Origin of the sequence: Pontibacterium granulatum, from assembly GCF_029961155.1 — a bacterium.
Lineage (GTDB): Bacteria > Pseudomonadota > Gammaproteobacteria > Pseudomonadales > Balneatricaceae > Pontibacterium > Pontibacterium granulatum.
The window spans coordinates 1-26,474 of the sequence record NZ_JASBRH010000020.1; the positions used below are offsets into that span (position 1 = coordinate 1).

Sequence of the window (26,474 nt, forward strand, 5' to 3'; positions counted from 1 at the left end):
GCTGTCTCAAGCGAGGCGCATATTTTACTTCGCACCGTGTCGTTGTCAACCGTTTATTTGCAAGTTTTTCAAAAGTTTTTGAAGCTTGCCGGTGAAAACGACGGTTTAAATAGCCCGCTAATTCATCAAGTAAATCAACTACTTATTTAAACCCATCTCAGCGCTCATGGAGTGCTGCAGTGCAGCGTCGCTGTGATGTGGAGGCGCATTCTACAGACTTCAGAAATGCCGTCAACACCCTTTTTAAAAAAAACGTCAAAAAAGGTAAATAAATGACAAAACGGCTAAAAAACCACCAACTCCGACCCACTACCGGCCATAAAACAACCAACCCTGAACAACAGGCACAAAAAAGGCGCCTGTCGGCGCCTTTTTCAATAAAACTCAAAGATCAGATTGTCAGCAGACAATGCTTCTTCTTACCTACTTTAACCAGGAAGTAGCTGCCGAAACGTGCATTGGCTTCCGCGAAGATCTCTGCCGCCTTCATGTTGTCTTCCGCACCGTATGCCTGACCGTTAATAACCACGGCGTTACGCTGCAACGCATCCTTGATCTGCTTACCGGAGTTCGCCATACCCGCGTCCACCAGCAAAGTAGTCAGTGGTGTCTCAGCCAACGTATCACCATAAGCAGCCTTCACATCAGTAGAAGGCAGACCGTCCTGTGCCAACTGACGGTAGTCATCTTCACTCAGTGCTGCAGTATCACCGGAGAACAGCGCCTGGGTAATACGCTCGGCCGCTGCCAGACCTTCTTCACCGTGAACCAAACGGGTTACTTCACGCGCCAGTACACCCTGTGCTTCCGGACGCCCCTGACGCTGCGCGTCTTCTTCGTCAATACGGTCGATTTCAGCAACCGGCAGGAAGGTGAAGTAACGCAGGAAGCGGTATACGTCCGCATCCGCGGTACTCAGCCAGAATTGGTAGAACGCGTATGGTGAGGTCTTGCTGGAATCCAGCCAGATGGTACCGGACTCAGTTTTACCGAATTTGGTGCCGTCAGACTTGGTGATCAGCGGCAACGTCAAACCAAATACCTGATTACCGTTTTTACGACGGCTCAGTTCGATACCACCCGTGATGTTACCCCACTGGTCGGAACCACCGATCTGTAGGGTTACGCCGTGCTCAGCATTTAACTGCTGGAAATCGTAAGACTGCAGGATCATGTACGTGAACTCGGTAAAGGAGATACCTTCGCCTTCACGGTCGATACGCTGTTTAACGGACTCTTTAGCAATCATCTGGTTAACAGAGAAGTGCTTACCCACATCACGCAGGAATGCCAGGACATCAACGTTCTGGGTCCAGTCCAGGTTATTTACAACTTCAGCACTGTTTTCACCGCTGTCAAAGTTGACGAACTGGCTCACCTGCTTCTTCAGCTTTTCAACCCAACCAGCAACGGTCGCGTCATCGTTCAGCTTACGTTCCTGTGCTTTAAAGCTCGGGTCACCGATCAGACCGGTCGCACCACCTACCAGCGCAAACGGCTTGTGGCCGTATTCCTGGAAGCGCTTCAGGGTCAACAGAGGAACCAGGCTTCCGATGTGCAGGCTGTCAGCAGTAGGGTCGAAGCCACAATAGAGTGACACACTGCCTTCTGCCAGATGTTTTTCCAGTTCCTCTTCGCTGGTCATCTGCGCGACCAGGCCGCGTGCTTGAAGATCTTGTAGCAGAGTCATTTCACTCATGGGGCTTAATTACCTTACTTAACTGTTGTCTATGCCGATTTAGAAAGGCGCTTATTCTACGACAGCCTCGCGCACAAACAAACATTCAGCTGGATTTTGCTCAAGTTTTAAGCAACCGGACCGACATTTTGTAAAGAAACTGGCATAATTGCGCCAATTTGCTTTCTGAATTAGTTAATACTGGAGCCATGCGTGGTTAAAGAACAGCTCAAACGCTTCAAGGGGAAGTTTCCCACGATCCATTTGATAGCTGCCTGTTTGTGCGCTTCGATACTTGGTCTGACCCTGACGCTGCTGCCATCGGAAGAAGTTTCCGCAACGCGCTCCGAGGTGCCGCTTGCTCTTTCGAAGCAACAACGCTTACCCCAACCGCAGCCAGCGACACCTTCTGTCCACATCGCTAAAGCAATCACCAGCGCGCCGGTTGTCACTCAATCCGTACCTGTTAATAAGCAACCCGACACCGTACCGGCCCAGGAACCGGTCCAGCCTTCAATGCCTGAGATAGCGGAAAACTGGGTTGAATATAAGATTGGTTCCGGCGATACCCTCTCTGCCCTGTTTAAGAAAGCAGGCCTGACATCCCGCGACGTGTACCACGTGACCAACGCAGCACGTCACAACAAAGGGCTGTCCCGTATTTATCCAGGTCAGACCATCGCCTTTGTGATTGAAAACAGCGAGCTGAAAAAACTTCGTCTGACCCGATCCAAGCTGGTGAGCACTCTGGTTGAGAAAACCGATAACGGTTATGTTTCCCAGATCATCGAGCGCAAACCGGAGATACAGCACCGCTATGCCAGCGGCGTTATCAATAGCTCATTATTTCTGGATGGCGCTAAAGCGGGCCTCTCCAACCGCATGATCATGGAGCTGGCGGGTATCTTCGGCTGGGATGTGGACTTTGTTCTCGATATCCGCAAGGGCGACAGCTTCAGCCTGATCTACGAAGAGCGCTACCTCGACGGAAAGATGATCGGCGAAGGCGATATTGTTGCCGCGCAGTTTACCAACCAGGGACGCTTGGTAACTGCTCTGCGCTTTACCGACAACAAGGGCAACAGCAGCTACTACACACCAGAAGGCCAAAGTATGCGCAAGGCTTTCCTGCGCACACCGGTGGATTTCGCACGCATCAGCTCACGCTTTAGCCTGTCACGTAAACACCCGGTACTTAACCGTATCCGCGCCCACAAAGGTGTGGACTACGCCGCCCGCACCGGTACACCGATTAAGGCCTCGGGTGACGGCAAGATAATCTGGCGCGGCACCAAGGGAGGCTTCGGTCGAGCGGTTATCATCCAGCATGGCAGCGGTATCACTACACTCTACGCACACATGTCCAAGTACCGCAAAGGCCAGCGCCGTGGTAGTCGTGTAAAACAGGGTGACGTAATCGGTTACGTGGGACAGTCAGGCCTGGCCAGCGGCCCCCACCTTCATTACGAATTCCGCGTCAACGGGGTGCACAAGAATCCGATGAAAGTGAAATTCCCGAACGCTGCGCCAGTACCTAAAGGTGAACGCCAGGCATTCGATACAGTGGCAACCACGCTATTGACTCAGTTGGACAGCTATCGCTCCACCCAACTGGCGGCCCTGCAACAATGAGTGCCGAGGGTATCTATATCGGACTGATGTCCGGCACCAGCCTGGACGGCATCGATGCGGTTGCCGTCCGCTTCTTTCCTGAATTTGAATTGATCTGCAGCCATAGCCGCGAGCTGCCCGAAGAGGTGCGCAGCCAGATCCTTGCGATTTGCACACCGGGCGATAACGAAATCGACCGCATGGGGCTGCTCGACCAGACCCTGGCAATGCTGTTTGCCGATGCGGCCATCGAGCTGATCGAAAGATACAATCTGAATAAACAGCAGATCGTAGCGATCGGCAGCCACGGGCAAACCATACGCCACCGTCCGGAGTCGGCTTTCACGCTGCAGGTCGGCAATCCAAGCCTGATCGCAGAGCACACCGGCATCACCACCATCGCTGATTTCCGACCGCGTGATATGGCCGCAGGCGGTGAAGGCGCGCCGCTGGTGCCCGCATTTCACAAGGCACTTTTTAGCAGTACTGAGAAGCCTCGCATCATTCTGAATATCGGTGGCATGTCCAATATCACCTGGCTGCCCGCAGATCCAAACGAAAAGGTGCTGGGTTACGACACCGGCCCTGGTAATGTGTTGATGGACAGCTGGATTTCACGCCACCTGAACAGAAACTACGATGCCTGCGGCAACTGGGCAGCAACAGGTACGGCAGACGAGCTAATGGTGAGACAGTTGCTTTCCCTGCCCTATTTCGACCAGCCTGCACCCAAAAGCACCGGCCGCGAGCAGTTTAACATGCAGTGGCTGGACGCTGAGATCGCCCGCTGCAACAGCCCCATGTCCCACCAGGATATCCAGGCCACACTGCTTGAGCTGACCGCCCGGTCCATCGCAGATCAGATCCAGCAGTTCAATCGGGATCCATACCCTGAGGTGTATGTGTGCGGCGGCGGCAGCCACAACGACACATTGCTCAGCCGTCTTTGCGCACTGCTGCCAGACAACAGCGTCACCACAACCCAGGCACTGAACCTGCACCCGGATTGGGTTGAAGCCGCGGCATTCGGCTGGCTGGCAAAGCAAACCCTGAATAACCTACCTGGCAATCTGCCCGATGTAACCGGCGCCAAAGGCGAGCGCATCCTGGGCGCAATCTACCCGGCCTAATTCACGCACGACCGTATCGAAAAGAGATATGAGCTTTGGAATTTCACCCGAGGGGTGAAAGAGGAGCGGGACGGTCGACCGACCATCCCGTTATCTGGATATCAGATGGAGAAAGAGGAACCGCAACCACAGGTTGTAGTCGCGTTCGGATTGTTGATCACAAACTGCGATCCCGCCAGACCCTCTTTGTAGTCAACCTCAGCGCCGGCCAGGTACTGGAAGCTCATCGCATCCACGACCATCTCAATACCATCACGCTCAATGGTGGTGTCATCTTCAGCAACAGCTTCGTCAAACGTAAAGCCGTAAGAGAAGCCTGCACAACCACCGCCGGTGATGTACACCCGCAGCTTCAGGTTATTGTTCTCTTCCTCCTCAATCAGTGTACGCACCTTGTTGGCCGCAGCCTGGGTGAACACCATTGGAGCTTCTGCATTTGGATCTACTGTTTCAATCATCTTGCAATAACACCTGCTTAGTCAGGCCGACATTATCCGCTTAACCCAGCATTTCAGTCAAGTATTAAAGATGCCTAATTACGGCATCATACCAACCTGCTCCAGGCCCGCAGTCTCCGGCAGACCGAACATGATATTCATGTTCTGTACTGCCTGACCCGCCGCACCTTTAACCAGGTTGTCGATTACGGACAGCACCACCACCGTATCTTCATTACCCGGACGGTGGATGCTGATACGGCACTGGTTAGCGCCTTTCACGCTGCGTGTTTCCGGATGGCTGCCAGCAGGCATCACATCCACAAACGGCTCATTGGCGTAGCGCTCTTCGAACAGCTTCTGCAGATCGTGATCCACCGGATCCCGCAGGATGCCGTACAGTGTTGCGTGAATACCCCGGATCATCGGCGTCAGGTGCGGCACAAATGTCAGGCCCACCGGACGCTCGGCAGCAGCACTCAGACCCTGTTTGATCTCTGGCAGGTGGCGGTGACCCGGTACGGCGTACGCTTTCATGCTCTCACTGCTCTCACACAGCAGGGACCCCACGTTGGCACCACGGCCTGCACCGCTCACGCCGGACTTACAGTCGGCGATCAAGCGACGGTGGTCGATGAGCTTGTTTTCGATCAGCGGCAGGTAACCCAGCTGCGTTGCGGTTGGGTAACAGCCCGGACATGCGATCAGCTGCGCTTCGCGGATCTGCTCACGGTTTAGTTCCGGCAGACCGTATACTGCCGCAGCTGCAGCTTCCGGTGCGGTGTGCTCCATGCCGTACCACTGGGACCATACGTCCAGATCTTTGATGCGGAAGTCCGCGCCCAGGTCGATTACCTTCACTCCCTTGTCCACCAGCTCCGGCGCCATCTTCATCGCTACGCCGTGCGGGGTTGCAAAGAACACCACGTCACACTTCGCCAGGGTATCCACATCCGGTACGGTGAACTGCAGATCGTAGCGGCCACGCAGGTTCGGATACATGTCAGCGATGCGTACACCCTCTTCAGATCGGGATGTAATCACTTCCACCTTAGCTTCAGGGTGGCTCGCCAAAAGGCGCAACAATTCGACACCGGTATATCCGGTACCGCCTACGATACCTACTTTAACCACAACGACCTCTCATCCATCAGTACCTAAATTTGGGCGTTTATGATACAAAGCGTCAGTCATAATAGCTATAAAACTACGACCATAAGCCCACTCGATGATCAAAGATTTCTTCTCTCTGGAGCATTTTCGCCACCGGTTGGCGCACGTTGACGCCTTGCCACAGCTTGTCATTATCGGCCTGCTATCGGGTATCGCCACCGGATTAATGATCATCCTGTTTCGTTTGACCGTCGATCTGTCGCAGCAGTTTCTGCTGCCTAGCGGATTGCCCGAGGATTTTGAATCCCTGGCACTGAGTGACCGTTTTCTGCTGCCGGCCGCCGGCAGTCTGATTCTGTTTTTTATCCTCTTTGGCCTGAAGCCGGAGCAACGCCGTGTTGGCCCGGTACACGTCCTGGAGCGCATGGGTTACCACCAGGCACACCTGCCACTTTCCAACCTGCTGGTGCAGTTCTTTGCCGGCGCCACCTCGCTGATCAGCGGCCACTCGGTTGGTCGTGAAGGCCCTTCGATTCATCTGGGCGCGGGCTGCAGCAGCCTGCTGGGGCAGTGGCTGAAACTGCCCAACAACTCCCTGCGCATCCTGGTCGGCTGTGGAACCGCCGCCGCGATCGCCGCAGCCTTCAACACACCTCTGGCCGGAGTGGTCTTCGCCATGGAGGTGGTGATGCTCGAGTACACCGTGATCGGCTTTACTCCGGTGGTTGTGGCCGCTGTGGCTGCCGATATCATGGTGCGCTTCACCCTGGGCAGCGAGATCGATCTGTCAGTACCGAGCTTTCAGGTGGAAACCCTGAGCGAACTGCCGTACATCATGTTTGTCGGCTTTTGCATCGGCTGCCTCGCCGCGGTGTTCAACCGCATCATGGTCAAAACCCAGAGCTACGGCAAAAAGCCGCTGGCGTTGCGTCTGATGATCGCCACCCTGCTGATCGGGTGCGTGGCGCAGGTTTTCCCACAGCTGATGGGTGTGGGTTACGACACCCTGACCGCCGCCCTCAATGGTGAACTGGCCCTAGGCCTGCTGATCGGTTTGGCTGTAACCAAACTGGTAGTCACCCCGGTAACATTGGGACTAGGTATCCCTGGTGGCCTGATCGGCCCGAGCTTTATGGTCGGCGCACTGGCGGGAGGTGCCTTGGGCCTTATCGGCGCTCACATCGCCAACGAACCGGTGGCTCATGTGGGTTTCTACGCCATGCTGGGCATGGGCGCGATGATGGGCGCCCTGCTGAATGCTCCACTGGCGGCTTTGATCGCCCTGCTTGAACTGACCGGTAACCCGAACATTATCCTGCCGGGCATGATTGCCATCGTCGTCAGCAACCTGAGCGTGCGTTACCTGTTTGGCTTGCCATCGGTATTTGTCTCTTCGCTGCAAGCGCTGGGACTGGACTACCACTACCAGCCGATTACCCAGGCGATGTCGGGTATCGCGGTCAGTAGCCTGATCACCCGGGACTTCCTGTCGGTACCACAGGTGCTTGACCGGAATACCGCCAAAACCCTGCACCTTGAGGGTAAAAGCTGGCTATTGATTGATGGAGACAAGCGCTTCCTGCTTGATCCATCCGATCTACTGACCTATCTGACGCGTACGCCGAATCAGACCACCATCGACCTCGCCACCATACCGGCACAACACAGGGACCTACTGGAAATCAGCTACCGCTCGACGCTGAACGAAGCGTTGGACCTGATGAATGAAACCGAGCTTGATGCGGTGATTGTCACCGACCTGAATCAACGCGTGTTGGGCATCCTCACCCGCGATCAGATCGAGCAGTCCTACAGGAACAATCTGCGCCCATGAGTAACTTTACCCTTGAGGGCTTGTACGCTATCACCGACAGCGTACTGATGCCCAACGACAATGAACTGCTGGGTCGTATTGAAGCGGCCCTGCGGGGTGGAACCCGCATTGTGCAATACCGCGACAAGTCCGATGATGCGGAGAAACGCCTGCGCCAAGCCAAAGCCCTGATCGACCTGTGCAACCAGTTCGACGTGCCGCTGCTGATTAACGACGATGCGCAACTGGCGAAGATGTCCGACGCCGCCGGTGTCCACCTGGGCCAGAGCGACGGCTTGCTCACGGCAGCCCGCGACCTGCTGGGTCGGGACGCCATTATCGGCATCACCTGCCACGACAGCCTCGCCTTTGCGCTGGCGGGTCAGCACGCCGGTGCGGACTATGTCGCCTACGGCGCCTTCTACGCCTCCAAGACCAAACCCAATGCCAGCCCGGCGCCCCTGAGCCTTTTGGCGGAAAGCAAGGCACAGATCAAGCTGCCAACAGTGGCGATTGGCGGCATTACCGTGGATAATGCAGCCCAAACACTCGCTGCCGGTGCCGATATGCTGGCCGTTGTTCATTCCCTGCTGGCGGCAGAGGATGTTGAACAGCAGGCACGCCGGTTCAGCCAACTATTTTCATCTGATTCATAGAGAGAATTCCCACCATGTCTCGATCTGAACAACTCTTTCAGGACGCTCAGAAACACATCCCGGGCGGTGTAAACTCCCCGGTCCGCGCATTTAAAGGCGTGGGCGGTACGCCGATCTTCTTCAAAAGCGGTAAAGGCGCTTACCTGATCGACGAGGACGGCAAAGAGTACATCGACTACGTGGGTTCCTGGGGGCCGATGATTCTAGGTCACGCGCACGAAGGTGTCCTGAATGCAGTACGCGACTCCCTGGACAACGGCCTGGGCTTCGGCGCACCAACCTCCATCGAGATCGAGATGGCAGACAAAGTCTGCGACATCATGCCATCCATGGAACTGGTACGTATGGTGAGCTCCGGTACCGAGGCGACCATGAGCGCGATCCGTCTGGCACGTGGCTACACCGGTCGTGACAAGATCGTTAAGTTCGAAGGTTGCTACCACGGTCACTCCGACTCCCTGCTGGTAAAAGCGGGTTCCGGTATGCTGACCCTGGGTGAACCAAGCTCTCCGGGTGTACCCGCATCCCTGGCGGAACACACCATCACCCTGAACTACAACGACATCGACAGCGTACGCACCGCATTCGAAGAGGTGGGTGACCAGGTCGCCTGTATCATCGTTGAGCCGGTAGCGGGCAACATGAACTGCATCCCACCGGTACCGGGCTTCCTGGAAGGTTTGCGTGAAGTCTGCGACCAGTACGGTTCGGTGCTGATCCTGGACGAGGTGATGACCGGCTTCCGTGTTGCCCTGGGCGGCGCGCAGTCCGTGTACAACGTAAAACCTGACCTGACCACCCTGGGTAAAGTAATCGGCGGTGGTCTGCCGGTTGGTGCCTTCGGTGGCAAACGCGAGATCATGGAATGCATCGCGCCGCTGGGTGCGGTTTACCAGGCAGGCACCTTGTCCGGCAACCCACTGGCGATGGCAGCAGGTCTGACCATGCTGAACGAAATCTCCAAGCCGGGCTTCTACGAGCAACTGTCAGCCAAAGTCGAATTCCTGACCGAAGGCCTGCAGGCCGCGGCAATGGCCAACGGCGTTCCGTTCACCACCAGCCGTGTGGGCGGTATGTTCGGTCTGTTCTTCACCGAGCAGGAGAAGGTCACCAGCTTTGCGGAGTCCATGAAGTGTGACGCAGAGCGCTTCTCCAAGTTCTTCCACGGCATGCTGGAACAGGGTATCTACTTGGCACCGTCTGCATTCGAGGCGGGCTTCGTTTCTGCTGCACACAGCCAGGCGGACATCGAAGCCACTATCGCTGCCGCTGACCAGGTCTTCGCGTCTCTGAAATGAGCCCGTTGATCATCGGCAATATCGCTCTGCTGATCTGCGCCCTGTACCTTGCCGGGCGCAGCTACCGCTTGGGCAGCGAGCAGTACACGTCAGGCTTCACCATCAGCCTGTCAGCGGCTTTCCTGGCGGCCTCTGCCGTTGCCAGCATCCTGCTGACCGGAAATAACGATCAGGATCAGCAAACCCTGCTTCGCATACTCAATAACCTGGGTTACTACGCTGCGGTGCCGCTGATCGCCAGTGCTATGGTGGCCGATGCAATAGGCCAGAACTGGTCAAAGCCCGCCTGGGGACGTTGGTTGCTGGTGTTGCTGGCCCTGTTTGAGCTAGCCCGCCGCGCCCAGTACGGGCTGGAATACAGCCAGATGGTCGCGGTACTGGTAGCAGCCGCCATGTTGTTTGCGGCAGTCCGTTTCAGCAATGCCCTGGCACGGCTGGCTAGCCTTGTTGCGGCAGCCTCGATTGCTGCCGCTGCGCTGCTGTTCAGCCCGGTAACCCTGGTGCCGGAATACCAGAGCCCCCTGCTCTATCCCCTGGCCCTGGGCTTGATGCTGCTTGCCAGCAGCCAGGTACTGCCCAAGCAGGCGTGACACCAGGGAGGTTATGAACCTCCCTTCTCTCTGACTTCCCATTGTCCCGCATCTCTGGGCAAACTTAGCCAATATCAAGGCGACCATCCTCCGGCCCTCTAAGATCTCAGGTTCCAGCCTTAAGGATCAAACCGATGGAGACGGCTCTAACCGCCCCAGTTACCGCAGACACCAACCCGCATAAGACACCGCTACCGGGTGACCTGGCGATGTGGATGTTTATCGCCGCCGAGCTCTCGGTATTTGCGCTGCTGTTCCTGCTTTTCACCGTCTTGCGTGTCAGCAACGCCGACCTGTTTGCCGCCGGTCAGCAGACACTGCACCCGGAAGCCGGGCTGATCAATACTCTCGCCCTGCTGACCGCCAGCTGGTTCGTAGTGCAGGCAGTTATCCACAACCGGAGGGACAATTCCAAGACCGCGGCCCTGTGGATGTTCGCAGCGATACTTAGCGCCTCGGTGTATGTGGCCGTGAAATGCTGGGAATACTGGCAACTGGGCAGTGCCGGTTACGATCTGGACAGCAACGCGTTTTTCACCGGTTACTTTCTGATTACCGGCTTCCACCTGCTGCATGTATTGCTGGGCATGGTGATTTTGCTGTTTCTGGCGGTGAAATTGCTACAGGGAGGGTACCCGGCGGGGCAACGTGGCGGACTTGAGAGTGGTGCCTGCTACTGGCATATGGTGGATCTGGTCTGGGTCCTGTTGTTTCCACTGATCTATGTGATTCGCTGATGAAAAATCCCCACCTGATCTGGCTTGTGCTCATCATCACCACCCTGGCCAGTTTTGCCCTGGCAGAAGATTCAGCCCAGCCCTGGGTGATCGGCCTTATCCTGGCGCTGACCAGTTTCAAAGGCGCCCTGATTATCGACAGCTTTATGGAGCTGCACGGCGTCCATCATCTGGTGCGCCGCGCTATGCATCTTTATTGCCCGGTATTGGCGGTCATGATCTGGGGTATTTTGCAGTTCCAGTAACAGCCTTCAGTGACCAAACTCGCGTAAGCCCTGCACATCATGCACGTCGATATGTCCACCTTTCACACTGATCAGCCCCTGCTGCTTCATCTCCTTGATCAGGCGGGAGAAGGTTTCCGGCTGCATCGCCAGCTGTGACGCGATCAGCTGCTTGGCCATCGGCAATTCGATCGCGCCTGTGGTGGCCGCCGGATCCGGCAACAGACCAAACAGGTAGTTGGCCAGGCGGTGGCGGGTATTCTGCAGGGTCAGGATCTCGATCTCATTGATGCGACGGTGCAACTTCATCGCCATATTGCCCATCACGCCCAGAGCGCACTCCGGTGTCGCCAGGATCATCTCTTTATAGCGTTGACTCGGGATCGCGATTACCTCAGCTTTACCCATCGCTTCCGCATTGAGTGGGTAGGCTTTCTGCTGCAGGAACATCAAAGCTTCGGCAAAGGCCTCGCCCTGTCGGATCACCTCGATCACCTTGGTCAGACCATCCGGCGAAACCCGGAACAGCTTGATCGTACCGGACAGCACCAGATAAAACTGCTGCGCTTCCGCTCCCTGATGAAACAGCGGCGCTTCATTGTCCAGCCTCACCAGACGGCACATCTGCACCAACTGCTCCAGGTCGTGCTCCGGCAACGAACTGAATAGATGGTGTTTGCGTAATGCACTCTTCATCGGACTGCCACCGACCAATAGGTTGTTATCAACGGTGCTCATTGCATTTGCCTCCAGATCCCCCTGCACTCACTGTCTTTCAGTGTAGGTTTTAATTACCGGCAGGCACATTAGCATGCCCTCACAAAAGATGTATTAAAAATATTTCTTTTTATTCGAAATTGACTTTCCTCAAGTCTCCACCGGCATCTATTCCTGACAATATCCCTCGGTTATTCACTCATCTTGTGAGCCGGGATACGGAGCCAGACCATGAACGAAACTTTTACCAAATCCATGGCCCGAAACATCTTCTATGGAGGCAGTCTGTTCTTCATATTGGTGTTCATTGGCCTGACCTTCCATACGGAACGGGTCCTACCTGAGCGCGACCACCGGGAAAACATCACTCCGGAAGTTGTGCTGGGTAAAAAAGTCTGGGAAGAGAACAACTGCATCGGTTGTCATTCCCTTCTGGGTGAAGGTGCCTACTACGCACCTGAGCTGGGCAATGTCTACAAACGCTTTGGCAACAGCACCGAAGCAATCATCGGCTTTATCAAAAGCCGTCCTGCTGAGGGCATTCCAAACCGCCGCAGCATGCCGCAATTCAACCTTTCGGACGAAGAACTGAAAGCGGTTGCCGAGTTCCTGAAGTGGACCTCTGAAGTTAACACCAGCAACTGGCCGCCTAACATTCAGGGCTAAGGAGACCGATCATGAAATTCCAGTCTCAATCTGTAGCAATGCCCTACTTTATCGCGGCATTGGGTCTCTTCGTAGGCCAGATCATCTTTGGCCTGATCATGGGCCTGCAGTACGTCATGGGCGACTTCCTGTTTCCGGAGATCCCCTTTAATGTGGCGCGTATGGTGCACACCAACCTGCTGATCGTCTGGTTGCTGTTTGGTTTTATGGGGGCCGCCTATTATCTGGTGCCGGAAGAAGCGGAAACCGAGCTGCATAGTCCGAAACTGGCGCTGGCTCTGTTCTGGATCTTCCTGGTTGCCGGTGCCCTGACCATCGTAGGTTATTTGTCCGTGCCGTACGCCCGTCTGGCGGAACTGACCGGCAACGAGCTGCTGCCGACCATGGGTCGTGAGTTCCTCGAACAACCGACGATCACCAAAGCGGGTATTGTGGTCGTCGCACTGGGCTTCCTCTACAACTTAGGCATGACCGTCCTCAAGGGCCGTAAAACCGTCATCAACACCGTGTTGATGATCGGTTTGGTTGGCCTGGCGGTGATGTTCCTGTTCTCCTTCTACAATCCGGATAACCTGGTACGTGACAAGTTCTACTGGTGGTACGTGGTTCATCTCTGGGTAGAGGGTGTGTGGGAACTGATCCTGGGTGCGATCTTGGCCTTTGTGCTGATCAAGACCACCGGTGTCGACCGCGAAGTGATCGAGAAGTGGTTGTACATGATTATCGCCATGGCCCTGATTACCGGCATCCTGGGTACCGGCCACCATTTCTACTGGATCGGCACACCGGAATACTGGCAGTGGCTGGGTTCCATCTTCTCCGCCATGGAACCAGTGCCATTCTTTATGATGACCCTGTTCGCCTTCAACATGGTGAACAAGCGTCGCCGCGAACACCCGAACAAGGCCGCAGTCCTATGGGCGATGGGTACCGGTGTGATGGCGTTCCTCGGCGCCGGCGTATGGGGTTTCCTGCACACCCTGGCCCCCGTGAACTACTACACCCACGGCACCCAGATCACCGCATCCCACGGCCATATGGCGTTCTACGGTGCCTACGCGATGATCGTGATGAGCATCATCTCCTACGCGATGCCCCATTTGCGCGGCCGCGTGGCCAACAGCAACAAGGCACAGGTCACCGAGATGTGGGGCTTCTGGCTGATGACGGTCTCCATGGTGTTTATCACCCTGTTCCTGACCGGCGCCGGTATTCTGCAGGTATGGATGCAGCGCTACACCGATATGCCACTGCCATTTATGGTGGTTCAGGACAAGATCGCCATCTTCTACTGGCTGCGTGAAGTGGCCGGTGTGACCTTCATGGCTGGCCTGGTGGTCTACCTGTGCAGTTTCTTTGTCGGCAACGACCAGAATGCCACCGACGACTTTGCTAAAGCGATGAGCAAACAGCGCGAGCTGGAAACAGCCACCGCCGAGTAATGCCCTACCCACCTACCTCACGGTGGGTGGGTCCTCCCTTGGAGATCGAGCATCATGCAACAGAGCAACACCGTTTCTATCAACCCCGACGAGCAGCTACCGTTTTACGTGCCCCAGCACAAAGAAGTGGAGCTGTTCGAACACGCTTACAGCCACCAGCTACCGGTGCTGATTAAAGGCCCGACCGGCTGTGGCAAAACCCGCTTTGTCAGCCATATGGCCGAGAAACTGGGCTTACCCCTCTACACCGTCGCCTGTCACGACGACCTGACCGCCTCCGATCTGGTGGGGCGCTACCTGATCGGTGATGGCAGCACCCAGTGGCACGACGGCCCTCTCACCCGCGCCGTGCGCGAAGGGGGTATCTGCTACCTGGACGAAGTGGTGGAAGCGCGCAAAGATACCACTGTGGTGATCCACCCGCTGACCGACGACCGACGTATTCTGCCGCTGGACCGCACCGGCGAAGTCCTGCAGGCACCGAAAAACTTCATGTTGGTTGTCTCCTACAACCCGGGTTACCAGAACCTGATGAAAGGCCTGAAACCCAGCACCCGCCAGCGTTTTATCTCCATGAGCTTCAACTACCTGTCGCCGCAGGAGGAGCTGCAGGTGCTGCAGGCAGAAACCGGGCTCGACCCGCTGCTATGCCAGCGCCTGATCCGGCTCGCCAGCGGCCTGCGCAACCTCAAGGATATGGACCTGGAGGAAGGCGCCAGTACCCGTTTGCTGGTCTACACCGCCACCCTGATCAAAGCCGGCTTTGATCCGGTAGAAGCCTGCCGTGCTGGCCTGGTGGAATCCTTGACCGACGACGAAGACACCATCAGCGCATTGATGGAAGTCGTGCGCGCCAACTTCAACAGCTAACGCCAAGCCGGAGAGACACCGATGGAAGAACAGGTTGGCCAGTTCTGGGATCGCCTAATCACCCGCGTTGCCGATCCCCATCATCGCCACGAAGGCGCCAAGTTAAGCGATTTGCGCAAACCGCTGGCGGTGTTCTTCCGCACGTTGGGCGGTGAACCCGGCCTGTCCATCCGCGCCTCCAGCGAGACCCATAACCAGAGCCGTCGCAGCTGGCTGCAGCGGCTGGCCGGCAGCCACCAGCGCATAGCCCTGGCCTGGCGCGACGAGGATACCCTCTGCCTGCCGGAAGCGCTCAATGTTTATCCACAGGCTCAGCTCAACCGCGATCTGTACTACTGGCTCGCCGCCCTGGCCTGTGCTCCCGCATACAGCGAGGCCAACTGGATCCAGCGCAGCCAGCAACAGACCCTGTGGGTGCTGGAGCAGTATCCCGGCCTTAAGAGTCGCTACCTTACGCTGGTCGACGCGCTACTGCCGTTGCGGCCACAACCAAAGGGTAGCGAACGCGCAGCCGAAGCCCTAATCCAACAGGCACTGACCGATCCCGGCACGGTTGCAGATTTGCCAACAAGCCGCGCCGTACCCACTCCGGTACCACTTTGGCTACACCCCTGCCCTCCGGTTACGTCCGAGGCTGGCAACGTCGTCTCCATGCCGGAGGAGGAACAGTCCAACCGCGGCGGGCAGAGTGAAGACAGCAAGCAGCAGAAAAAACGCCGCGCCGAGCGCAGCGAAATGCCGGAGGACAAAGGCGGCCTGCTGGCCCTGCGTTACGAGACCAGCCTCTTCAGCTTGGCGGAAATGGTGAAGGTCAACCGGGAAACCGAGGATGAAGAGGACCTCAGTCAGGCCGATGCCAATGCCGACGACCTGGAAAAGCTGACCATCGCCCGCGACAACCAGACCATCGCCAAGCGCATCCGTTTCGATCTGGACCTGCCGTCCGAGGCGGCGGACGACCTGATTCTCGACGGCCCGATCCTGTTGCCGGAATACGACTACCGTAAGCAACAGCTGATAGACGATTACTGCCAGGTGATTCCGATGCAAACCCAGGACTATGAATCCTGTGAACTGCCGGACCACCTGCGTCACAGTGCACAGCGTCTGCGCCGCCAGTTCCAGTCCCTGCGCCCCCACAGCCAGTGGTTACGCCAGCAACCGGACGGTGCCGAGCTGGATCTGGAGGCCTACAGCCACTACCAGGCCCAGCGTGCGGCCGGACACCTGGTGGCTGAACCAAACTTATACGCAGACCTGCGACAGACCCACCGCGACCTGGCTTGCCTGCTGCTAGCCGACCTGTCGCTGTCAACCGATGCCTGGGTCGCCCAACAGGCGCGGGTGATCGACATCATCCGCGACAGCCTGATGCTGTTTGGCGAAACCCTGCAGCAGACCGGTGACCGGTTCGCCATCTGCGGTTTCTCCTCCCGCTATCGTAACCATGTGCGCTTCCACACCCTGAAGGGTTTTGACCAGACTTACGGTCGTAAGGTACGTGGCCAGCTCAACGCGATTAAACCGGGCTATTACACCCGTATGGGCGCCGCGATACGCAGAGCGACACAGGTACTCAGTGAACAGCCTAACCAGCAGAAACTGCTACTGATCCTGACGGATGGAAAACCCAACGATCTGGATAAGTATGAGGGACGTTACGGTATAGAGGATACGCGGGAAGCGATCCGGGAAGCCCGGCGTGCCGGACTGATCCCGTTCTGCATCACCATCGATAATGAGGGGGAGGATTACCTGCCCTATCTGTTCGGGCGCAGCCATTACACCCTGATCCGCCGCGCCACCGAGCTACCGGGAAAACTGCCCCAGCTCTACGCTCGCCTGACACGGCTTTCTTCATAAAGCGGTTTAGTAACGGCGGGCCTTGATGCGGGCGCGCTGGGCACCGGGCTGGTCACCGGCATCGTCACGGATATCCGCGATCAGCAGCCAGAGCTTATTCAGCATGGCATCAGAACCGGCGGAGAGTTGCACTCCTTTCAGGGCCAAGTGTTCCGCCTGACTCCAATCGCCGGACTTCAACCGTACCCGTGCCATCTCGTAGTAAACTTCAGGCTCGCGCGGTGCAATCCGCTGCGCACGTTCCAGTGTACTGGCTGCCGCACTGTACGAGCCGGAACGGGTCTGCTGCCGGGCATTGTCTAGCAGCGCCACCACCGCCGGGCTAACCTGGTGATCGCGGGTGGCCGCCTGTGCAGTCACCCAGGTTCCACCGCTGCTCTGCCCGGCACTGGCCGGTGCGACTTGCTGGATTGGCTGATCTTCAACCGCCGATACGGTTACCCCGGTATCTACAGGCGCCGTAATCACCGTGCCTGCCGCTGCCGGTTTTGGTTTCACCACCGGCGAACCTGCCGCCTGACTGCGGTCGACAACCGGTGCCACGTTCTGGGTTCCACCGACACACCCGGTCAGGACCAGTGCTGTTGCGAGTAATCCCAGTTTACGCATTTTTTTCACCCTAAACATTCAATTGCTATGGTCAGCGTAGCTAACCTGTTTGTGTTATTCCTGGCGGAACCACTGCTGGAACCAACGCAGGGATCGCTGGATCGGGTCTTTCTGGCCACAATCCACCTCCTGCTTGGGTTCGGTACCGACCAGGAACGGCACTTGCCGGGCACCGGCACAGAGCTCGTCCGACAGGTAGCCGGTCGCCTCGTCGATCCAGTGGTACTCCACCCCTTCTGGGTAGGCGGCCAAAAACGGTTCCGGCTGTTCACGCTTGATAAAGTCGGTCCAGGCCCGCAGTGCACCACCCGATCCGGTGAAAGGCAGCTTGGCATTATCGTCCAGCCCCATCCATACCACCGCCAGGCGGTTGCCGGCAAAGCCTGCGAACCAACTGTCGCGCTGGTCGTTACTGGTCCCGGTCTTGCCCGCCACATTCAGTGAGGCAGGCAACTGACTGTACACATATTTGGCCGTACCCTCACGTACCACTTCCTGCAGTGCGTACTGAATCAGGTGCACCTGGGCAGAGGAAACCTCCTGCTCCACCTCCAGCGGGTAACGGGACAGCTCCTCATTTTCCGCCGTGGTCACCAGACGTATCGCCCTCATCGGCATACGGAAGCCGTTGGAGGCGAGGGTCTGGTAAATTCCGGCCACTTCGAACGGTGTCATCGACTCCGCGCCCAACAGCAGCGAAGGATATAGCGTGGGATCCCGCTCCATCCCCAGGCGCTGCAGCATCTCACCCACGTTGTCCAGCCCGACACTCATACCCAGCTGGGCGGTACTGAGGTTGTAGGAGTTGGACAGTGCCCTGTGCAGCGGCACCTGGCCGTGGCTCTGTTTGTCGAAGTTACGCGGCTCCCAGATCTGGCCATCCGCCATTTCCACCCGGATCGGTGCGTCGTCCAGCAGGGATGACAAAGTATACCCCTGCTCCAGTGCCGCCAGATAAACCGCCGGTTTCACCAGCGAGCCGATCGGCCTGCGCGCATCCAGGGCCCGGTTAAAGCCCTGATAACGGGTATTGCGGCCACCTACCACCGCCAGCACTTCGGCGGTTTGAGGGTCAGTCACCACCATCCCCCCCTGCAGGTTTTCTACCCGCTTACCAAAGCGTTTCTGCAATCGGTTGACCGTTTTTACCAGCGCCTGTTCCGCGCGCTCCTGCACAATCGGGTTCAGGCTGGTAAACACCCGCAGGCCTTCGGAATTGAGCGCCTCTTCCGGGTACTCTTCACGCAACTGGCGTTTCACCAGATCCAGGTAGGCGGGGTATGCCCCCTTGCGCAGGCTCTTCTGCTGCACCACGCCCAGCGCTTGTTTCTGCGCCTGGATCATCTCCGCCTGGGTGATATCCCCCCCATCGGCCATCAACTGCAGGACCAGGTTACGACGTTTTGTAGCGCGTTCCGGGTTACGACGTGGATCATAGTAGGACGGCCCCTTCACCATGCCCACCAGCAGGGCGACCTGATGCAGCTGCAACTCTGAGACCGGACGGGCGAAGTAGTACTGGCTGGCCAGACCAAAGCCATGCACGGCACGGGCACCGGACTGTCCCAGGTACACCTCGTTCAGGTAGGCTTCAAGAATCTCATCCTTGCCGTAGTGCAGTTCCAGCAATACGGCCATCGGCAGCTCCAGCAGCTTACGCGCCAGCGTTCGCTCGGAGGTCAGATAGAAGTTTTTCACCAACTGCTGGGTCAGGGTACTGCCGCCCTGGGCAAACCGGCCACTGCGCAAGTTGACCCACATGGCACGGGCAATCCCCCGCAGGGAAACGCCCGCATGGTTGTAGAAATCACGGTCTTCCACCGCAATCAGAGCCTGCTTCAGGGCTTCCGGCGCCTGATCCAGGCGTATCAGATCCCGATCTTCGTTCTCCTTGGTATAGATCCCCCCGATCAGGATCGGCTCCAGACGGGCCAGCGGCAGGGAGTTACCGTCTCCGCCTTTGATTGAGCTGATCTGCTTACCGTTAAAACTGATCAGCATGCGCCGCTGAGGCTCATCCCCATCGGGAAATACAAAACCACGGGTCGCCACACGGATACGGGTACTGGCGATCTCCATGGTGCCCGGTTCGCTGACGCGCGAAACGGACCGGTAGCCCAACCCCCGCAGCTCGGCTTTCAGATCCTGAATGCTCAGTTGCTGACCCACATAGAGTTCCAGCGGACGGGCGTACACTTTCGCCGGCAACGCCCAGCGTTTGCCCTCGAACTTATCGCGCACCTGCGCATCCAGATAGATGAGTCCGATGCCAGCAATCACGGTCAGCACCAGCATCAGTTTCAGTAGGGTGCCACCAAAGCGGGAGAAGAAGGAGCGCTTACTGATGGGCTTGCCGCGGCGGCGGCGGGAATTAGATACTCTCTTTTTTGTCATCGGCTAAGTATAATGCCTTCCTAAACAAGGTGATACAGACACCCCAAATGACCCTAAGCGATATACTACGTCAGGCCGAAGCCTACCCGCATCCAGTCTCAGAGATTCAGGTGATTGAAACCCATATCTCCTGGCTGTTTCTAACGGGCGACTACGCCTACAAGGTGAAAAAGCCGGTCGATTTCGGGTTTCTGGATTTCACGACACTGGAAAAACGCAAACTCTTCTGTGAAGAGGAGCTGCGCCTTAACCAGCGCCTGGCACCGGACATCTACGAGTCGGTGGTGCCGATCTGCGGTACGCCCGAGCAGCCGGTCATCGACGGCGAAGGTGAACCCTTTGAATATGCGGTACGTATGCGCCAGTTCAACCCAGAGCAGCGCCTTGATCTGCTGCTGCAGGCAAAACGCTTTGAAGCAAGCTGGATCGATACCCTGGCCGAGCAGATCGCTGATTTTCACGAGCGCATTCCACGTGTCGCCCCCGACAGTCCCTGGGGTGAAGCGGAAACTATCTGGGAAGTGGTCTCAGACAACTTCCTGCATATCGGCGATACCCTGGAAGATCTCAGCGACTGGGGTGAACTGCAACACCTCTCCAACCATACGGCGCAGAGTTTCCGCGAACTGACCGACCTGATCAAGCAACGCAAGGCGCAGGGCCATGTACGTGAATGCCACGGTGACCTGCACCTGGCCAACATCACCCTGTACCACGATGAACTGCGCCTGTTCGATTGCATCGAATTTAACCTGCAGTTTCGCTGGATCGATACCATCTGCGATCTGGCATTCCTGCTCATGGACCTCGAAGCCAACGATCAGTTCCGCTGGGCCAACCGCTGCCTGAACCGCTACCTGGAACTCTGCGGCGATTATGACGGCGTGCAGTTGCTGAATTTTTACAAATCCTACCGCGCTATGGTGCGCGCCAAGGTCTCGGTGATCGGCGAACATAAGGACCTCGGCAGCCTGCGTCGCTACCTGGGCCTCACCGGCCACTACGCCCGAACGCCCCATCCGGTGCTTTATCTGATGCACGGTGTATCCGGCACCGGCAAGAGCCACTTCAGCCAGCAACTGCTGGACGAGATCGGCGCCATCCGTATCCGTTCGGATGTGGAGCGTAAGCGTCTCTACCGCGAGTTGTCCCTGAAAGGCGAGCGATTGGAGCTGTACAGTGCCGAGATGAACGCCCGTACCCTCAACCACCTGCAGGACATCACCCGCTCGCTGTTACGCGCCGGTTATTCGGTGATCGTAGACGCCACCCATATCCGCTACCGTACCCGCCAGAGCTACTTCGAAGTCAGCCAGCAGCTGCGCGTACCGATGCGTATTGTATCCTGCCAATGTGAACAGAAGCTGATCGAAGCACGCCTCAAACGTCGCGTACACGAGGGCATCGACGCCTCCGATGCAGACATCCGCGTGATGCGCCAGCAGCTGCAGCACGAGCAGAGGCTCAACGAGGACGAGCTGGATTACACCATCGTGGTGGATACGGACGATGACGACAGCATCAACTACGTGTTGGACCGCTTACGCGCCGAAGAGATTATCGACTGAGGTTTCCAGCCGTGGTTTACCGTTGCTGAGGGAGACCTGCAGCGGCAGATCGTACAGTGCGCTCAGGGTTTGGTTGTTCCAGACCGTCTCCAGACCACCTTCTGCCTGCAGCTGCCCGCCTTTTAACAGAATCAACTGATCTGCATACTGCGCGGCCAGGAGCGGATCGTGCAGCACGGCAACGACCCGTAAACCGTTCTGTGCCAACTTATGCAGGTAGTCTAGGGTCAGGTGCTGATGGCGCAGGTCCATCCCCGTCAGCGGTTCATCCAGCAACAACAGCTGTGATTCATCGCCCAGCTGCGCCAGCACGCGTGCCAGCTGTACCCGCTGCTTTTCGCCACCAGACAGGGTCAGGTAGTTGCGCGCCGCAAATTCCGGCAGCTCCATCACGCCCAGCAGCTCCTGCGCCCGCACTGAAGTTTCATCGTCGCTCAACCCCAATGGATGGCAGCCCATACGTACCACATCCAATACCGGGAACGGGAAATTGAGTGGGTGTTCCTGGGTCAGCATCGCCATCTGGCGTGCCCGCTTGTTCAGATCGATCTCGGTAATCAGATGATTACCCAATACCACCCGGCCCGCATCCGGCACGGCCTGCCCGGAGATCAACTTCAACAACGTAGACTTACCGGCACCGTTGGGGCCAAGAATAACGCTGAAACCACCACCGGCTAACTGAAGCTTGATCCCCTCAAGCAGTGTCCGACCGCTGCGTGTGTAACGCTCAACCTGTACATCCAGCATGTTACACACTCCGCCGACGGTAGATGATCATGGAGAGGAAGAACGGCCCGCCCACCAGTGCAGTCACAACCCCCAGCGGCATCTCGGCCGGGGCGATCAATACCCGCGCCACCACATCTGCCAGGGTCAGGAACAAGGCGCCTAACAGCGCCGCCAGTGGCAGCAGATAGCGATTATCAGGGCCGATCAGCAGACGCACCAGATGGGGCACCACCAGACCAACAAAACCGATCATGCCGCCCACCGCCACAACCGCACCCACACCCAGCGCACTGAGCAGAATCAGGAGTTGGTGACAGCGCTCAACGGACACGCCCAGCAACTGTGCCTGACGCTCCCCCAGCAGCAGGAGATTCAGAATACGCCCCTGACTGAACAGGCCGATCAGCACCGGCACCGCCACCAGCACCAGAGTCCAGACCGCCTGCCAGCCCTGATGCTGCAAGCCACCCATCAGCCAGAACACCACCTGACGCAGGGTAAAGGCATCCGAGAAATACTTCAGGGCGCTGATACCGGATGCGGCAATGGCATTGACAGCGATTCCCACCAGCAACATGGTGGTGACCGATACGCCGTCCAGCCCACGGCCGATACGGAATACCAACGCGGTGGCCAACACCCCACCGATAAAGGCGCTCAGCGGCAACACAACCGCGCCAAACTGTACCACCAGCGAGCCGCCCAATACCAGGGTAGCCACCGCCGCCAGTCCGGCACCCGCCGATACACCAATCAGGCTGGGATCCGCCAGCGGGTTGCGGAACATCGCCTGAATCGCCGCCCCGGTTACCCCCAACAACGCCCCGGCCAGCAGCGTCAGGCAGAGCCTGGGCAGGCGTAACTCCAGAAACACCTGGTGGGCAATGCCGGTTTCGCGCCAGATATCCTTTAACTGCAGCGACAGCTCTCCGGTCTGAAGCGCCAGCCACAGCACCAGCGGACTGGTGAGCAGCAGCATAATCAGCAAGGCGCGGGGGTGCAGCGAACCGGAGGGCATCATCGGGCGTTATCCAATTGAAATTTAACCGGTATCTTCACATAGGAGACCTGTGCCTGACCACCCTGCAATGCAGGCAGAAAGCGCCACGAGCGCACCGCCTTAAGCGCCGCCTTATCGAGAATTTCAAATCCGGAACTGCGATCGATCTCGATCGCCAGTACCCTACCAGAGGTATCCACCTCCACCCGCAACCAAACGGTGCCCTCCTGTCCCCGACGACGCGCCAGCCGCGGATAATTCGGTTTCGATTGCTTGCGCACCTGCGCAGACTGAAAGCTCGCCTGCTGCGTTTGAGCGCTTTCCGTCACGGTATCAGCGTGAGCGGTCTCATCCGTCGGAACGCTATCTGCACTCGAAGATACCGCTTCAAGCTGAGGGGGCTGCTCCTTTTTTACGGGCTCAGGCATACGCTGCACGGGCTTATCCATCTTGGCAACGGGCTGTTCGGGTGCTGCGGAGTCCTCAACCGTGGCGGGTTCCGGTTTTACAGCAGCAAGGTCTGGCTCAGGAACAGGATCCTTCACTTTCTCAGCGCTATGGTCAACCGGTGCAGGTTTGACCGGCACCACAGCCACCTGCGTTTTAGAGTGCTCTGCTGGCTGCACGGGCTGTTCTTTTGACGCCTTATCACCGGGCGTTGAAACGTCCGGGTTCGGCTGTGTGTTGTTCTCAACCGGCTCAGCCAATGCACGCGGGGCCTTGGTGTCTCCTGTTGCCGCCGGTTTCGAGGCCACGGAGACCTGAACCTGTAAACGCTGGCCCGGCAGCTTGGCGATGTCCGCGTCGCTGCTTCCCCACCACAACACGGCAGCATGGGCCAGGATTGACAGACCCAGCGTCAGCAGCAGTATCAGGGAAGATTGGGACAAACCGTTCGGGCGCAACGCGGGGCATCTCAGGTAGCGGAATCAAAGGTGCTGGTATTATAAGCGTGAAGAGCGCCCTGCGGTTGATATGCGTTCAGTTTGATATTAATTCGTTTCACGTTGTGGAACCGTTGCAGTATGGTGGGGCACCTGTCGCACAGCTATGAAGAGGACAACAATGACCGTACTTTGCCATACCGATCAACTGGAGCCGGGCCAGGCCAAGGGGTTTGAGGTCAACGGTATCAAGCTGGTGCTGATCAATCACCGCGACGAATTCTTCCTGTACCACAACAGCTGTCCCCATCGCAGCATTCCGCTGGAATGGATGCCCGACCAGTTCCTCGATTATGAAAAGCAGTATATCCAGTGTGCCACCCACGGCGCTCTGTTCCGAATCGACGACGGCGTCTGTGTGGCGGGCCCATGCGTGGAAGACCGCCTGGACGCGGTGCCGTTTGAAATTATCAACGGTGAGGTGGTGATCGACCTGCCCAAGCAACCCGACGTAATCGCCATCGGACAGGTCTAGATCCTGGAGACTGTTACAGCGAGACGGGCACCGGATGACTGATCCGCACTTCAGACGGAGAGAGACGTGCGCCGTAAGCGAGCACTTCCACACCTGCAGCTGCGGCTTCGCGCAATAGCTGACCGTATTTCGGGTCAATCTGGTCCGCCGGACGGGCCTTTTCGATCCCTTCGTGCGGCACGCAGAACAGCAACACCGCCCGATGCCCCTGCTCGACCATCGCCATCAGTTCCCGCAGATGCTTGGCACCGCGGGTGGTAACCGCGTCGGGAAAACTGCCCCAACCTTCATCTTCCAGCAGGGTCAGATTCTTGATCTCCACATAGGTCAGCGGTTTGCCTTCGCCCTCCAGCAACAGGTCGATACGGCTGTTTTCACCGTACTTCACTTCCGCACGGATACTGTCGTATCCCTGCAGCTCGCTGATCACCCCGTTCTCGATCCCTTCGCGGATCAAGTGGTTGGCACGTCCGGTGTTGATGCAGCACAGATATTGCTGATCCACTTCCACCAGCTCCCAGCCCAGCGGGTACTTGCGCTTTGGATTGCCTGAATCCTGCAGCCAGACGCGACTGCCAGGCTCGGCGCAGTGTTTCATGGAACCGGTATTCGGGCAATGCGCGGTCACCTGGCTACCATCGGCCAGCTCCACATCCGCCAGGAAGCGCTTATAGCGCTTGATCAGGCGGCCTTCGATCATATTGTCCAGCTTCATGCGTTCTGGATCCGCTTGTGCAGGCGGTTGAGCGCTTCCTCGATCCGGTCCAGTCCGGTGGTGTAGGAGAAACGGATAAATTCGTTGGCGCGGTAGCTGCCAAAATCCACACCCGGGGTGGTCGCAACCTTATCTTCTTCCAGCAGAGACCAGCAGAAGTCGTAGGTATTGTCGGTCAGGTGGGACGCACCGGCATAGACGTAGAATGCACCTTCCGGCGTAAACGGGATATCAAAGCCCAAATCACGCAGCCCGCTCACCAGCAAGTCGCGACGCTCCTGGAAGGCTTGGCGGCGTTGCTCAAAGATTGCCAGGCTCTCCGGCTCAAAAGCAGCCAGCGCAGCATACTGGGACACGGTCGGCGGTGAGATAAACAGGTTCTGGGCCAGTTTTTCCAACTCAGGTACCGCCTCTTCTGGCGCCACCATCCAGCCCAGGCGCCAGCCGGTCATGCCAAAGTACTTGGAGAAGCTGTTCAGGACAAAGGCATCCGGTTCCACCTCCAGCACGGAGTTGGCATCAAAGCCGTAGGTCAGACCATGGTAGAGCTCATCCACCACCAGGTTACCGCCCATCGCCTTCACGGTTTCGGCGATGTTGCGCAGCTCATCCTTATGCACCACCGAGCCGGTCGGATTGGCCGGCGATGCCAGCAACACACCTGCGGTTTCTGGCTTCCAGTGTTCGCGGATCGTTTCCGGCGTCAGCTGGAAATGATCTTCCACGCTACATGGCACCAGCTGGCCACGTGCTTCTATCAAACGCAGGAAACGCGGGTTACACGGGTACCCGGGATCGCTCATCATAAAGGTCTGGCCCGGCTCTGCCAGCAGGGAGAACACCATCAGCAAAGCCCCGGATGCACCTGGCGTAACAATGATCCGTTCCGGCGAGACGTCGAGGCCGTAGCGGGTCTGATACCACTGGGCAATCCGTGCACGCAGCTCCGGAATGCCCGCAGCGGGCGTGTACTGGGTCAAACCGCGATCGATTGCATCTTTAGCCGCAGCTGCGACCGGTGCGGCAGTGGCGAAATCCGGCTCACCGGCTACCATATGCACCACGTCATGACCTTCTGCATCCAGCTCTTTTGCCCGTTTCAGCAGATCCATCACCTTGAAGGAATCGATATCTGCAGCCCGCTGTGTCCATTGCTTGTTCATTGTCCGCTCTTCATCAGGTAAAAAACCGC

The 26,474-nt window shown here is 57.6% G+C and carries 25 protein-coding genes; 14 read left to right on the forward strand and 11 right to left on the reverse strand.

Going from position 1 to position 26,474, the window contains the following annotated elements; all coding sequences use genetic code 11:
* Positions 1 to 391 precede the first annotated feature (391 nt).
* The gene (tyrS, locus tag QKW35_RS15970; RefSeq protein WP_282354680.1) at positions 392 to 1,699 is read right to left on the reverse strand and encodes a tyrosine--tRNA ligase; all 1,308 of its coding nucleotides are present in this window, start codon (positions 1,697 to 1,699) and stop codon (positions 392 to 394) included.
* Between the two features lie 192 nt (positions 1,700 to 1,891).
* On the opposite strand from tyrS, the gene QKW35_RS15975 reads away from it, so the two are divergent.
* Entirely contained in the window at positions 1,892 to 3,310 is a 1,419-nt protein-coding gene (locus tag QKW35_RS15975; RefSeq protein ID WP_282354682.1) for an OapA family protein, read from the forward strand.
* Entirely contained in the window at positions 3,307 to 4,419 is a 1,113-nt protein-coding gene (locus QKW35_RS15980) for an anhydro-N-acetylmuramic acid kinase (RefSeq protein WP_282354684.1), read from the forward strand. The genes QKW35_RS15975 and QKW35_RS15980 overlap by 4 nt, the downstream gene beginning before the upstream one ends.
* A 101-nt stretch (positions 4,420 to 4,520) precedes the next feature.
* Here the strand turns inward: QKW35_RS15980 and erpA are convergent, their stop codons facing one another.
* The gene (gene erpA, locus QKW35_RS15985; RefSeq protein WP_282354686.1) at positions 4,521 to 4,877 is read right to left on the reverse strand and encodes an iron-sulfur cluster insertion protein ErpA; all 357 of its coding nucleotides are present in this window, start codon (positions 4,875 to 4,877) and stop codon (positions 4,521 to 4,523) included.
* Positions 4,878 to 4,955: 78 nt separating this feature from the next.
* A complete protein-coding gene (gene argC, locus QKW35_RS15990) occupies positions 4,956 to 5,990 on the reverse strand; it encodes an N-acetyl-gamma-glutamyl-phosphate reductase (protein WP_282354689.1) in 1,035 nt (344 codons plus the stop codon).
* Positions 5,991 to 6,084: 94 nt separating this feature from the next.
* On the opposite strand from argC, the gene QKW35_RS15995 reads away from it, so the two are divergent.
* The 6 genes from QKW35_RS15995 to QKW35_RS16020 all read left to right on the forward strand — a co-directional run bounded on the left by QKW35_RS15995 (position 6,085) and on the right by QKW35_RS16020 (position 11,308).
* Positions 6,085 to 7,803, forward strand: a complete 1,719-nt coding sequence (locus tag QKW35_RS15995) for a chloride channel protein (protein ID WP_282354691.1) — start codon at positions 6,085 to 6,087, stop codon at positions 7,801 to 7,803.
* Positions 7,800 to 8,438: a thiamine phosphate synthase gene (gene thiE / locus QKW35_RS16000; RefSeq protein ID WP_282354692.1), complete on the forward strand. Its 639-nt coding sequence runs from the start codon at positions 7,800 to 7,802 to the stop codon at positions 8,436 to 8,438. The genes QKW35_RS15995 and thiE overlap by 4 nt, the downstream gene beginning before the upstream one ends.
* Before the next feature lie 14 nt (positions 8,439 to 8,452).
* A complete protein-coding gene (hemL, locus tag QKW35_RS16005; RefSeq protein WP_282354695.1) occupies positions 8,453 to 9,736 on the forward strand; it encodes a glutamate-1-semialdehyde 2,1-aminomutase in 1,284 nt (427 codons plus the stop codon).
* Positions 9,733 to 10,326 carry a hypothetical protein gene (locus tag QKW35_RS16010; RefSeq protein WP_282354696.1) on the forward strand — a complete coding sequence of 198 codons (594 nt, stop codon included), beginning with the start codon at positions 9,733 to 9,735 and terminating at the stop codon, positions 10,324 to 10,326. The genes hemL and QKW35_RS16010 overlap by 4 nt, the downstream gene beginning before the upstream one ends.
* A 134-nt stretch (positions 10,327 to 10,460) precedes the next feature.
* A complete protein-coding gene (locus tag QKW35_RS16015; RefSeq protein ID WP_282354697.1) occupies positions 10,461 to 11,063 on the forward strand; it encodes a cytochrome c oxidase subunit 3 family protein in 603 nt (200 codons plus the stop codon).
* Complete coding sequence (locus QKW35_RS16020; RefSeq protein ID WP_282354698.1) at positions 11,063 to 11,308, forward strand: cytochrome C oxidase subunit IV family protein; 246 nt, start codon at positions 11,063 to 11,065, stop codon at positions 11,306 to 11,308. Before QKW35_RS16015 ends, QKW35_RS16020 begins: the two co-directional genes overlap by 1 nt.
* 6 nt (positions 11,309 to 11,314) lie before the next feature.
* Here QKW35_RS16020 and QKW35_RS16025 read toward each other — a convergent pair whose 3' ends face one another.
* A complete protein-coding gene (locus QKW35_RS16025; RefSeq protein ID WP_282354699.1) occupies positions 11,315 to 12,025 on the reverse strand; it encodes a Crp/Fnr family transcriptional regulator in 711 nt (236 codons plus the stop codon).
* Between the two features lie 210 nt (positions 12,026 to 12,235).
* On the opposite strand from QKW35_RS16025, the gene QKW35_RS16030 reads away from it, so the two are divergent.
* The 4 genes from QKW35_RS16030 to QKW35_RS16045 are packed head-to-tail and all read left to right on the forward strand — an operon-like array spanning position 12,236 to position 16,845.
* Positions 12,236 to 12,670, forward strand: a complete 435-nt coding sequence (locus QKW35_RS16030; RefSeq protein ID WP_282354701.1) for a c-type cytochrome — start codon at positions 12,236 to 12,238, stop codon at positions 12,668 to 12,670.
* A gap of 11 nt (positions 12,671 to 12,681) precedes the next feature.
* Positions 12,682 to 14,112, forward strand: a complete 1,431-nt coding sequence (locus QKW35_RS16035) for a cbb3-type cytochrome c oxidase subunit I (protein ID WP_282354703.1) — start codon at positions 12,682 to 12,684, stop codon at positions 14,110 to 14,112.
* 54 nt (positions 14,113 to 14,166) lie between these two features.
* Positions 14,167 to 14,982 carry a CbbQ/NirQ/NorQ/GpvN family protein gene (locus QKW35_RS16040; RefSeq protein WP_282354705.1) on the forward strand — a complete coding sequence of 272 codons (816 nt, stop codon included), beginning with the start codon at positions 14,167 to 14,169 and terminating at the stop codon, positions 14,980 to 14,982.
* Between the two features lie 21 nt (positions 14,983 to 15,003).
* On the forward strand, positions 15,004 to 16,845 hold the full coding sequence (locus QKW35_RS16045) for a nitric oxide reductase activation protein NorD (protein ID WP_282354707.1): 1,842 nt from the start codon (positions 15,004 to 15,006) through the stop codon (positions 16,843 to 16,845).
* 6 nt (positions 16,846 to 16,851) lie between these two features.
* Here the strand turns inward: QKW35_RS16045 and QKW35_RS16050 are convergent, their stop codons facing one another.
* Together QKW35_RS16050 and mrcB are read right to left on the reverse strand one after the other, a co-directional pair.
* Complete coding sequence (locus QKW35_RS16050; RefSeq protein ID WP_282354709.1) at positions 16,852 to 17,454, reverse strand: tetratricopeptide repeat protein; 603 nt, start codon at positions 17,452 to 17,454, stop codon at positions 16,852 to 16,854.
* A gap of 54 nt (positions 17,455 to 17,508) precedes the next feature.
* Positions 17,509 to 19,848: a penicillin-binding protein 1B gene (gene mrcB / locus QKW35_RS16055; protein ID WP_282354711.1), complete on the reverse strand. Its 2,340-nt coding sequence runs from the start codon at positions 19,846 to 19,848 to the stop codon at positions 17,509 to 17,511.
* A gap of 47 nt (positions 19,849 to 19,895) precedes the next feature.
* On the opposite strand from mrcB, the gene QKW35_RS16060 reads away from it, so the two are divergent.
* Positions 19,896 to 21,416: a bifunctional aminoglycoside phosphotransferase/ATP-binding protein gene (locus tag QKW35_RS16060; RefSeq protein WP_282354713.1), complete on the forward strand. Its 1,521-nt coding sequence runs from the start codon at positions 19,896 to 19,898 to the stop codon at positions 21,414 to 21,416.
* Here QKW35_RS16060 and QKW35_RS16065 read toward each other — a convergent pair.
* From QKW35_RS16065 to QKW35_RS16075, 3 genes are read right to left on the reverse strand one after another with little or no spacing between them, the layout of a single operon-like run.
* A complete protein-coding gene (locus QKW35_RS16065; RefSeq protein ID WP_282354715.1) occupies positions 21,390 to 22,166 on the reverse strand; it encodes an ATP-binding cassette domain-containing protein in 777 nt (258 codons plus the stop codon). The two genes, QKW35_RS16060 and QKW35_RS16065, sit on opposite strands and share 27 nt — an antisense overlap.
* 1 nt (position 22,167) lies before the next feature.
* Positions 22,168 to 23,169 carry a FecCD family ABC transporter permease gene (locus QKW35_RS16070; protein WP_282354717.1) on the reverse strand — a complete coding sequence of 334 codons (1,002 nt, stop codon included), beginning with the start codon at positions 23,167 to 23,169 and terminating at the stop codon, positions 22,168 to 22,170.
* Positions 23,166 to 24,053 carry an energy transducer TonB gene (locus tag QKW35_RS16075; RefSeq protein WP_282354718.1) on the reverse strand — a complete coding sequence of 296 codons (888 nt, stop codon included), beginning with the start codon at positions 24,051 to 24,053 and terminating at the stop codon, positions 23,166 to 23,168. Before QKW35_RS16075 ends, QKW35_RS16070 begins: the two co-directional genes overlap by 4 nt.
* A gap of 160 nt (positions 24,054 to 24,213) precedes the next feature.
* Here QKW35_RS16075 and QKW35_RS16080 point away from each other — a divergent pair, with 160 nt between their 5' ends.
* Entirely contained in the window at positions 24,214 to 24,567 is a 354-nt protein-coding gene (locus tag QKW35_RS16080) for a Rieske (2Fe-2S) protein (protein WP_282354719.1), read from the forward strand.
* 13 nt (positions 24,568 to 24,580) lie between these two features.
* Here the strand turns inward: QKW35_RS16080 and sfsA are convergent, their stop codons facing one another.
* Together sfsA and QKW35_RS16090 are read right to left on the reverse strand one after the other, a co-directional pair.
* The gene (gene sfsA / locus QKW35_RS16085; protein ID WP_282354721.1) at positions 24,581 to 25,282 is read right to left on the reverse strand and encodes a DNA/RNA nuclease SfsA; all 702 of its coding nucleotides are present in this window, start codon (positions 25,280 to 25,282) and stop codon (positions 24,581 to 24,583) included.
* Positions 25,279 to 26,445, reverse strand: a complete 1,167-nt coding sequence (locus tag QKW35_RS16090) for a pyridoxal phosphate-dependent aminotransferase (RefSeq protein WP_282354725.1) — start codon at positions 26,443 to 26,445, stop codon at positions 25,279 to 25,281. The genes sfsA and QKW35_RS16090 overlap by 4 nt, the downstream gene beginning before the upstream one ends.
* Between the last annotated feature and the right edge of the window lie 29 nt (positions 26,446 to 26,474).

What these genes read in the sequence shown, in the direction of transcription:
- tyrS (WP_282354680.1), bottom strand. Translation starts at nt 1,699, where the DNA reads ATGAGTGAAATGACTCTGCTACAAGATCTTCAAGCACGCGGCCTGGTC.
- QKW35_RS15980 (WP_282354684.1), top strand. Translation starts at nt 3,307, where the DNA reads ATGAGTGCCGAGGGTATCTATATCGGACTGATGTCCGGCACCAGCCTG.
- erpA (WP_282354686.1), bottom strand. Translation starts at nt 4,877, where the DNA reads ATGATTGAAACAGTAGATCCAAATGCAGAAGCTCCAATGGTGTTCACC.
- QKW35_RS15995 (WP_282354691.1), top strand. Translation starts at nt 6,085, where the DNA reads ATGATCAAAGATTTCTTCTCTCTGGAGCATTTTCGCCACCGGTTGGCG.
- thiE (WP_282354692.1), top strand. Translation starts at nt 7,800, where the DNA reads ATGAGTAACTTTACCCTTGAGGGCTTGTACGCTATCACCGACAGCGTA.
- hemL (WP_282354695.1), top strand. Translation starts at nt 8,453, where the DNA reads ATGTCTCGATCTGAACAACTCTTTCAGGACGCTCAGAAACACATCCCG.
- QKW35_RS16010 (WP_282354696.1), top strand. Translation starts at nt 9,733, where the DNA reads ATGAGCCCGTTGATCATCGGCAATATCGCTCTGCTGATCTGCGCCCTG.
- QKW35_RS16015 (WP_282354697.1), top strand. Translation starts at nt 10,461, where the DNA reads ATGGAGACGGCTCTAACCGCCCCAGTTACCGCAGACACCAACCCGCAT.
- QKW35_RS16020 (WP_282354698.1), top strand. Translation starts at nt 11,063, where the DNA reads ATGAAAAATCCCCACCTGATCTGGCTTGTGCTCATCATCACCACCCTG.
- QKW35_RS16025 (WP_282354699.1), bottom strand. Translation starts at nt 12,025, where the DNA reads ATGAGCACCGTTGATAACAACCTATTGGTCGGTGGCAGTCCGATGAAG.
- QKW35_RS16030 (WP_282354701.1), top strand. Translation starts at nt 12,236, where the DNA reads ATGAACGAAACTTTTACCAAATCCATGGCCCGAAACATCTTCTATGGA.
- QKW35_RS16035 (WP_282354703.1), top strand. Translation starts at nt 12,682, where the DNA reads ATGAAATTCCAGTCTCAATCTGTAGCAATGCCCTACTTTATCGCGGCA.
- QKW35_RS16040 (WP_282354705.1), top strand. Translation starts at nt 14,167, where the DNA reads ATGCAACAGAGCAACACCGTTTCTATCAACCCCGACGAGCAGCTACCG.
- QKW35_RS16045 (WP_282354707.1), top strand. Translation starts at nt 15,004, where the DNA reads ATGGAAGAACAGGTTGGCCAGTTCTGGGATCGCCTAATCACCCGCGTT.
- QKW35_RS16050 (WP_282354709.1), bottom strand. Translation starts at nt 17,454, where the DNA reads ATGCGTAAACTGGGATTACTCGCAACAGCACTGGTCCTGACCGGGTGT.
- mrcB (WP_282354711.1), bottom strand. Translation starts at nt 19,848, where the DNA reads ATGACAAAAAAGAGAGTATCTAATTCCCGCCGCCGCCGCGGCAAGCCC.
- QKW35_RS16060 (WP_282354713.1), top strand. Translation starts at nt 19,896, where the DNA reads ATGACCCTAAGCGATATACTACGTCAGGCCGAAGCCTACCCGCATCCA.
- QKW35_RS16065 (WP_282354715.1), bottom strand. Translation starts at nt 22,166, where the DNA reads ATGCTGGATGTACAGGTTGAGCGTTACACACGCAGCGGTCGGACACTG.
- QKW35_RS16070 (WP_282354717.1), bottom strand. Translation starts at nt 23,169, where the DNA reads ATGATGCCCTCCGGTTCGCTGCACCCCCGCGCCTTGCTGATTATGCTG.
- QKW35_RS16080 (WP_282354719.1), top strand. Translation starts at nt 24,214, where the DNA reads ATGACCGTACTTTGCCATACCGATCAACTGGAGCCGGGCCAGGCCAAG.
- sfsA (WP_282354721.1), bottom strand. Translation starts at nt 25,282, where the DNA reads ATGAAGCTGGACAATATGATCGAAGGCCGCCTGATCAAGCGCTATAAG.
- QKW35_RS16090 (WP_282354725.1), bottom strand. Translation starts at nt 26,445, where the DNA reads ATGAACAAGCAATGGACACAGCGGGCTGCAGATATCGATTCCTTCAAG.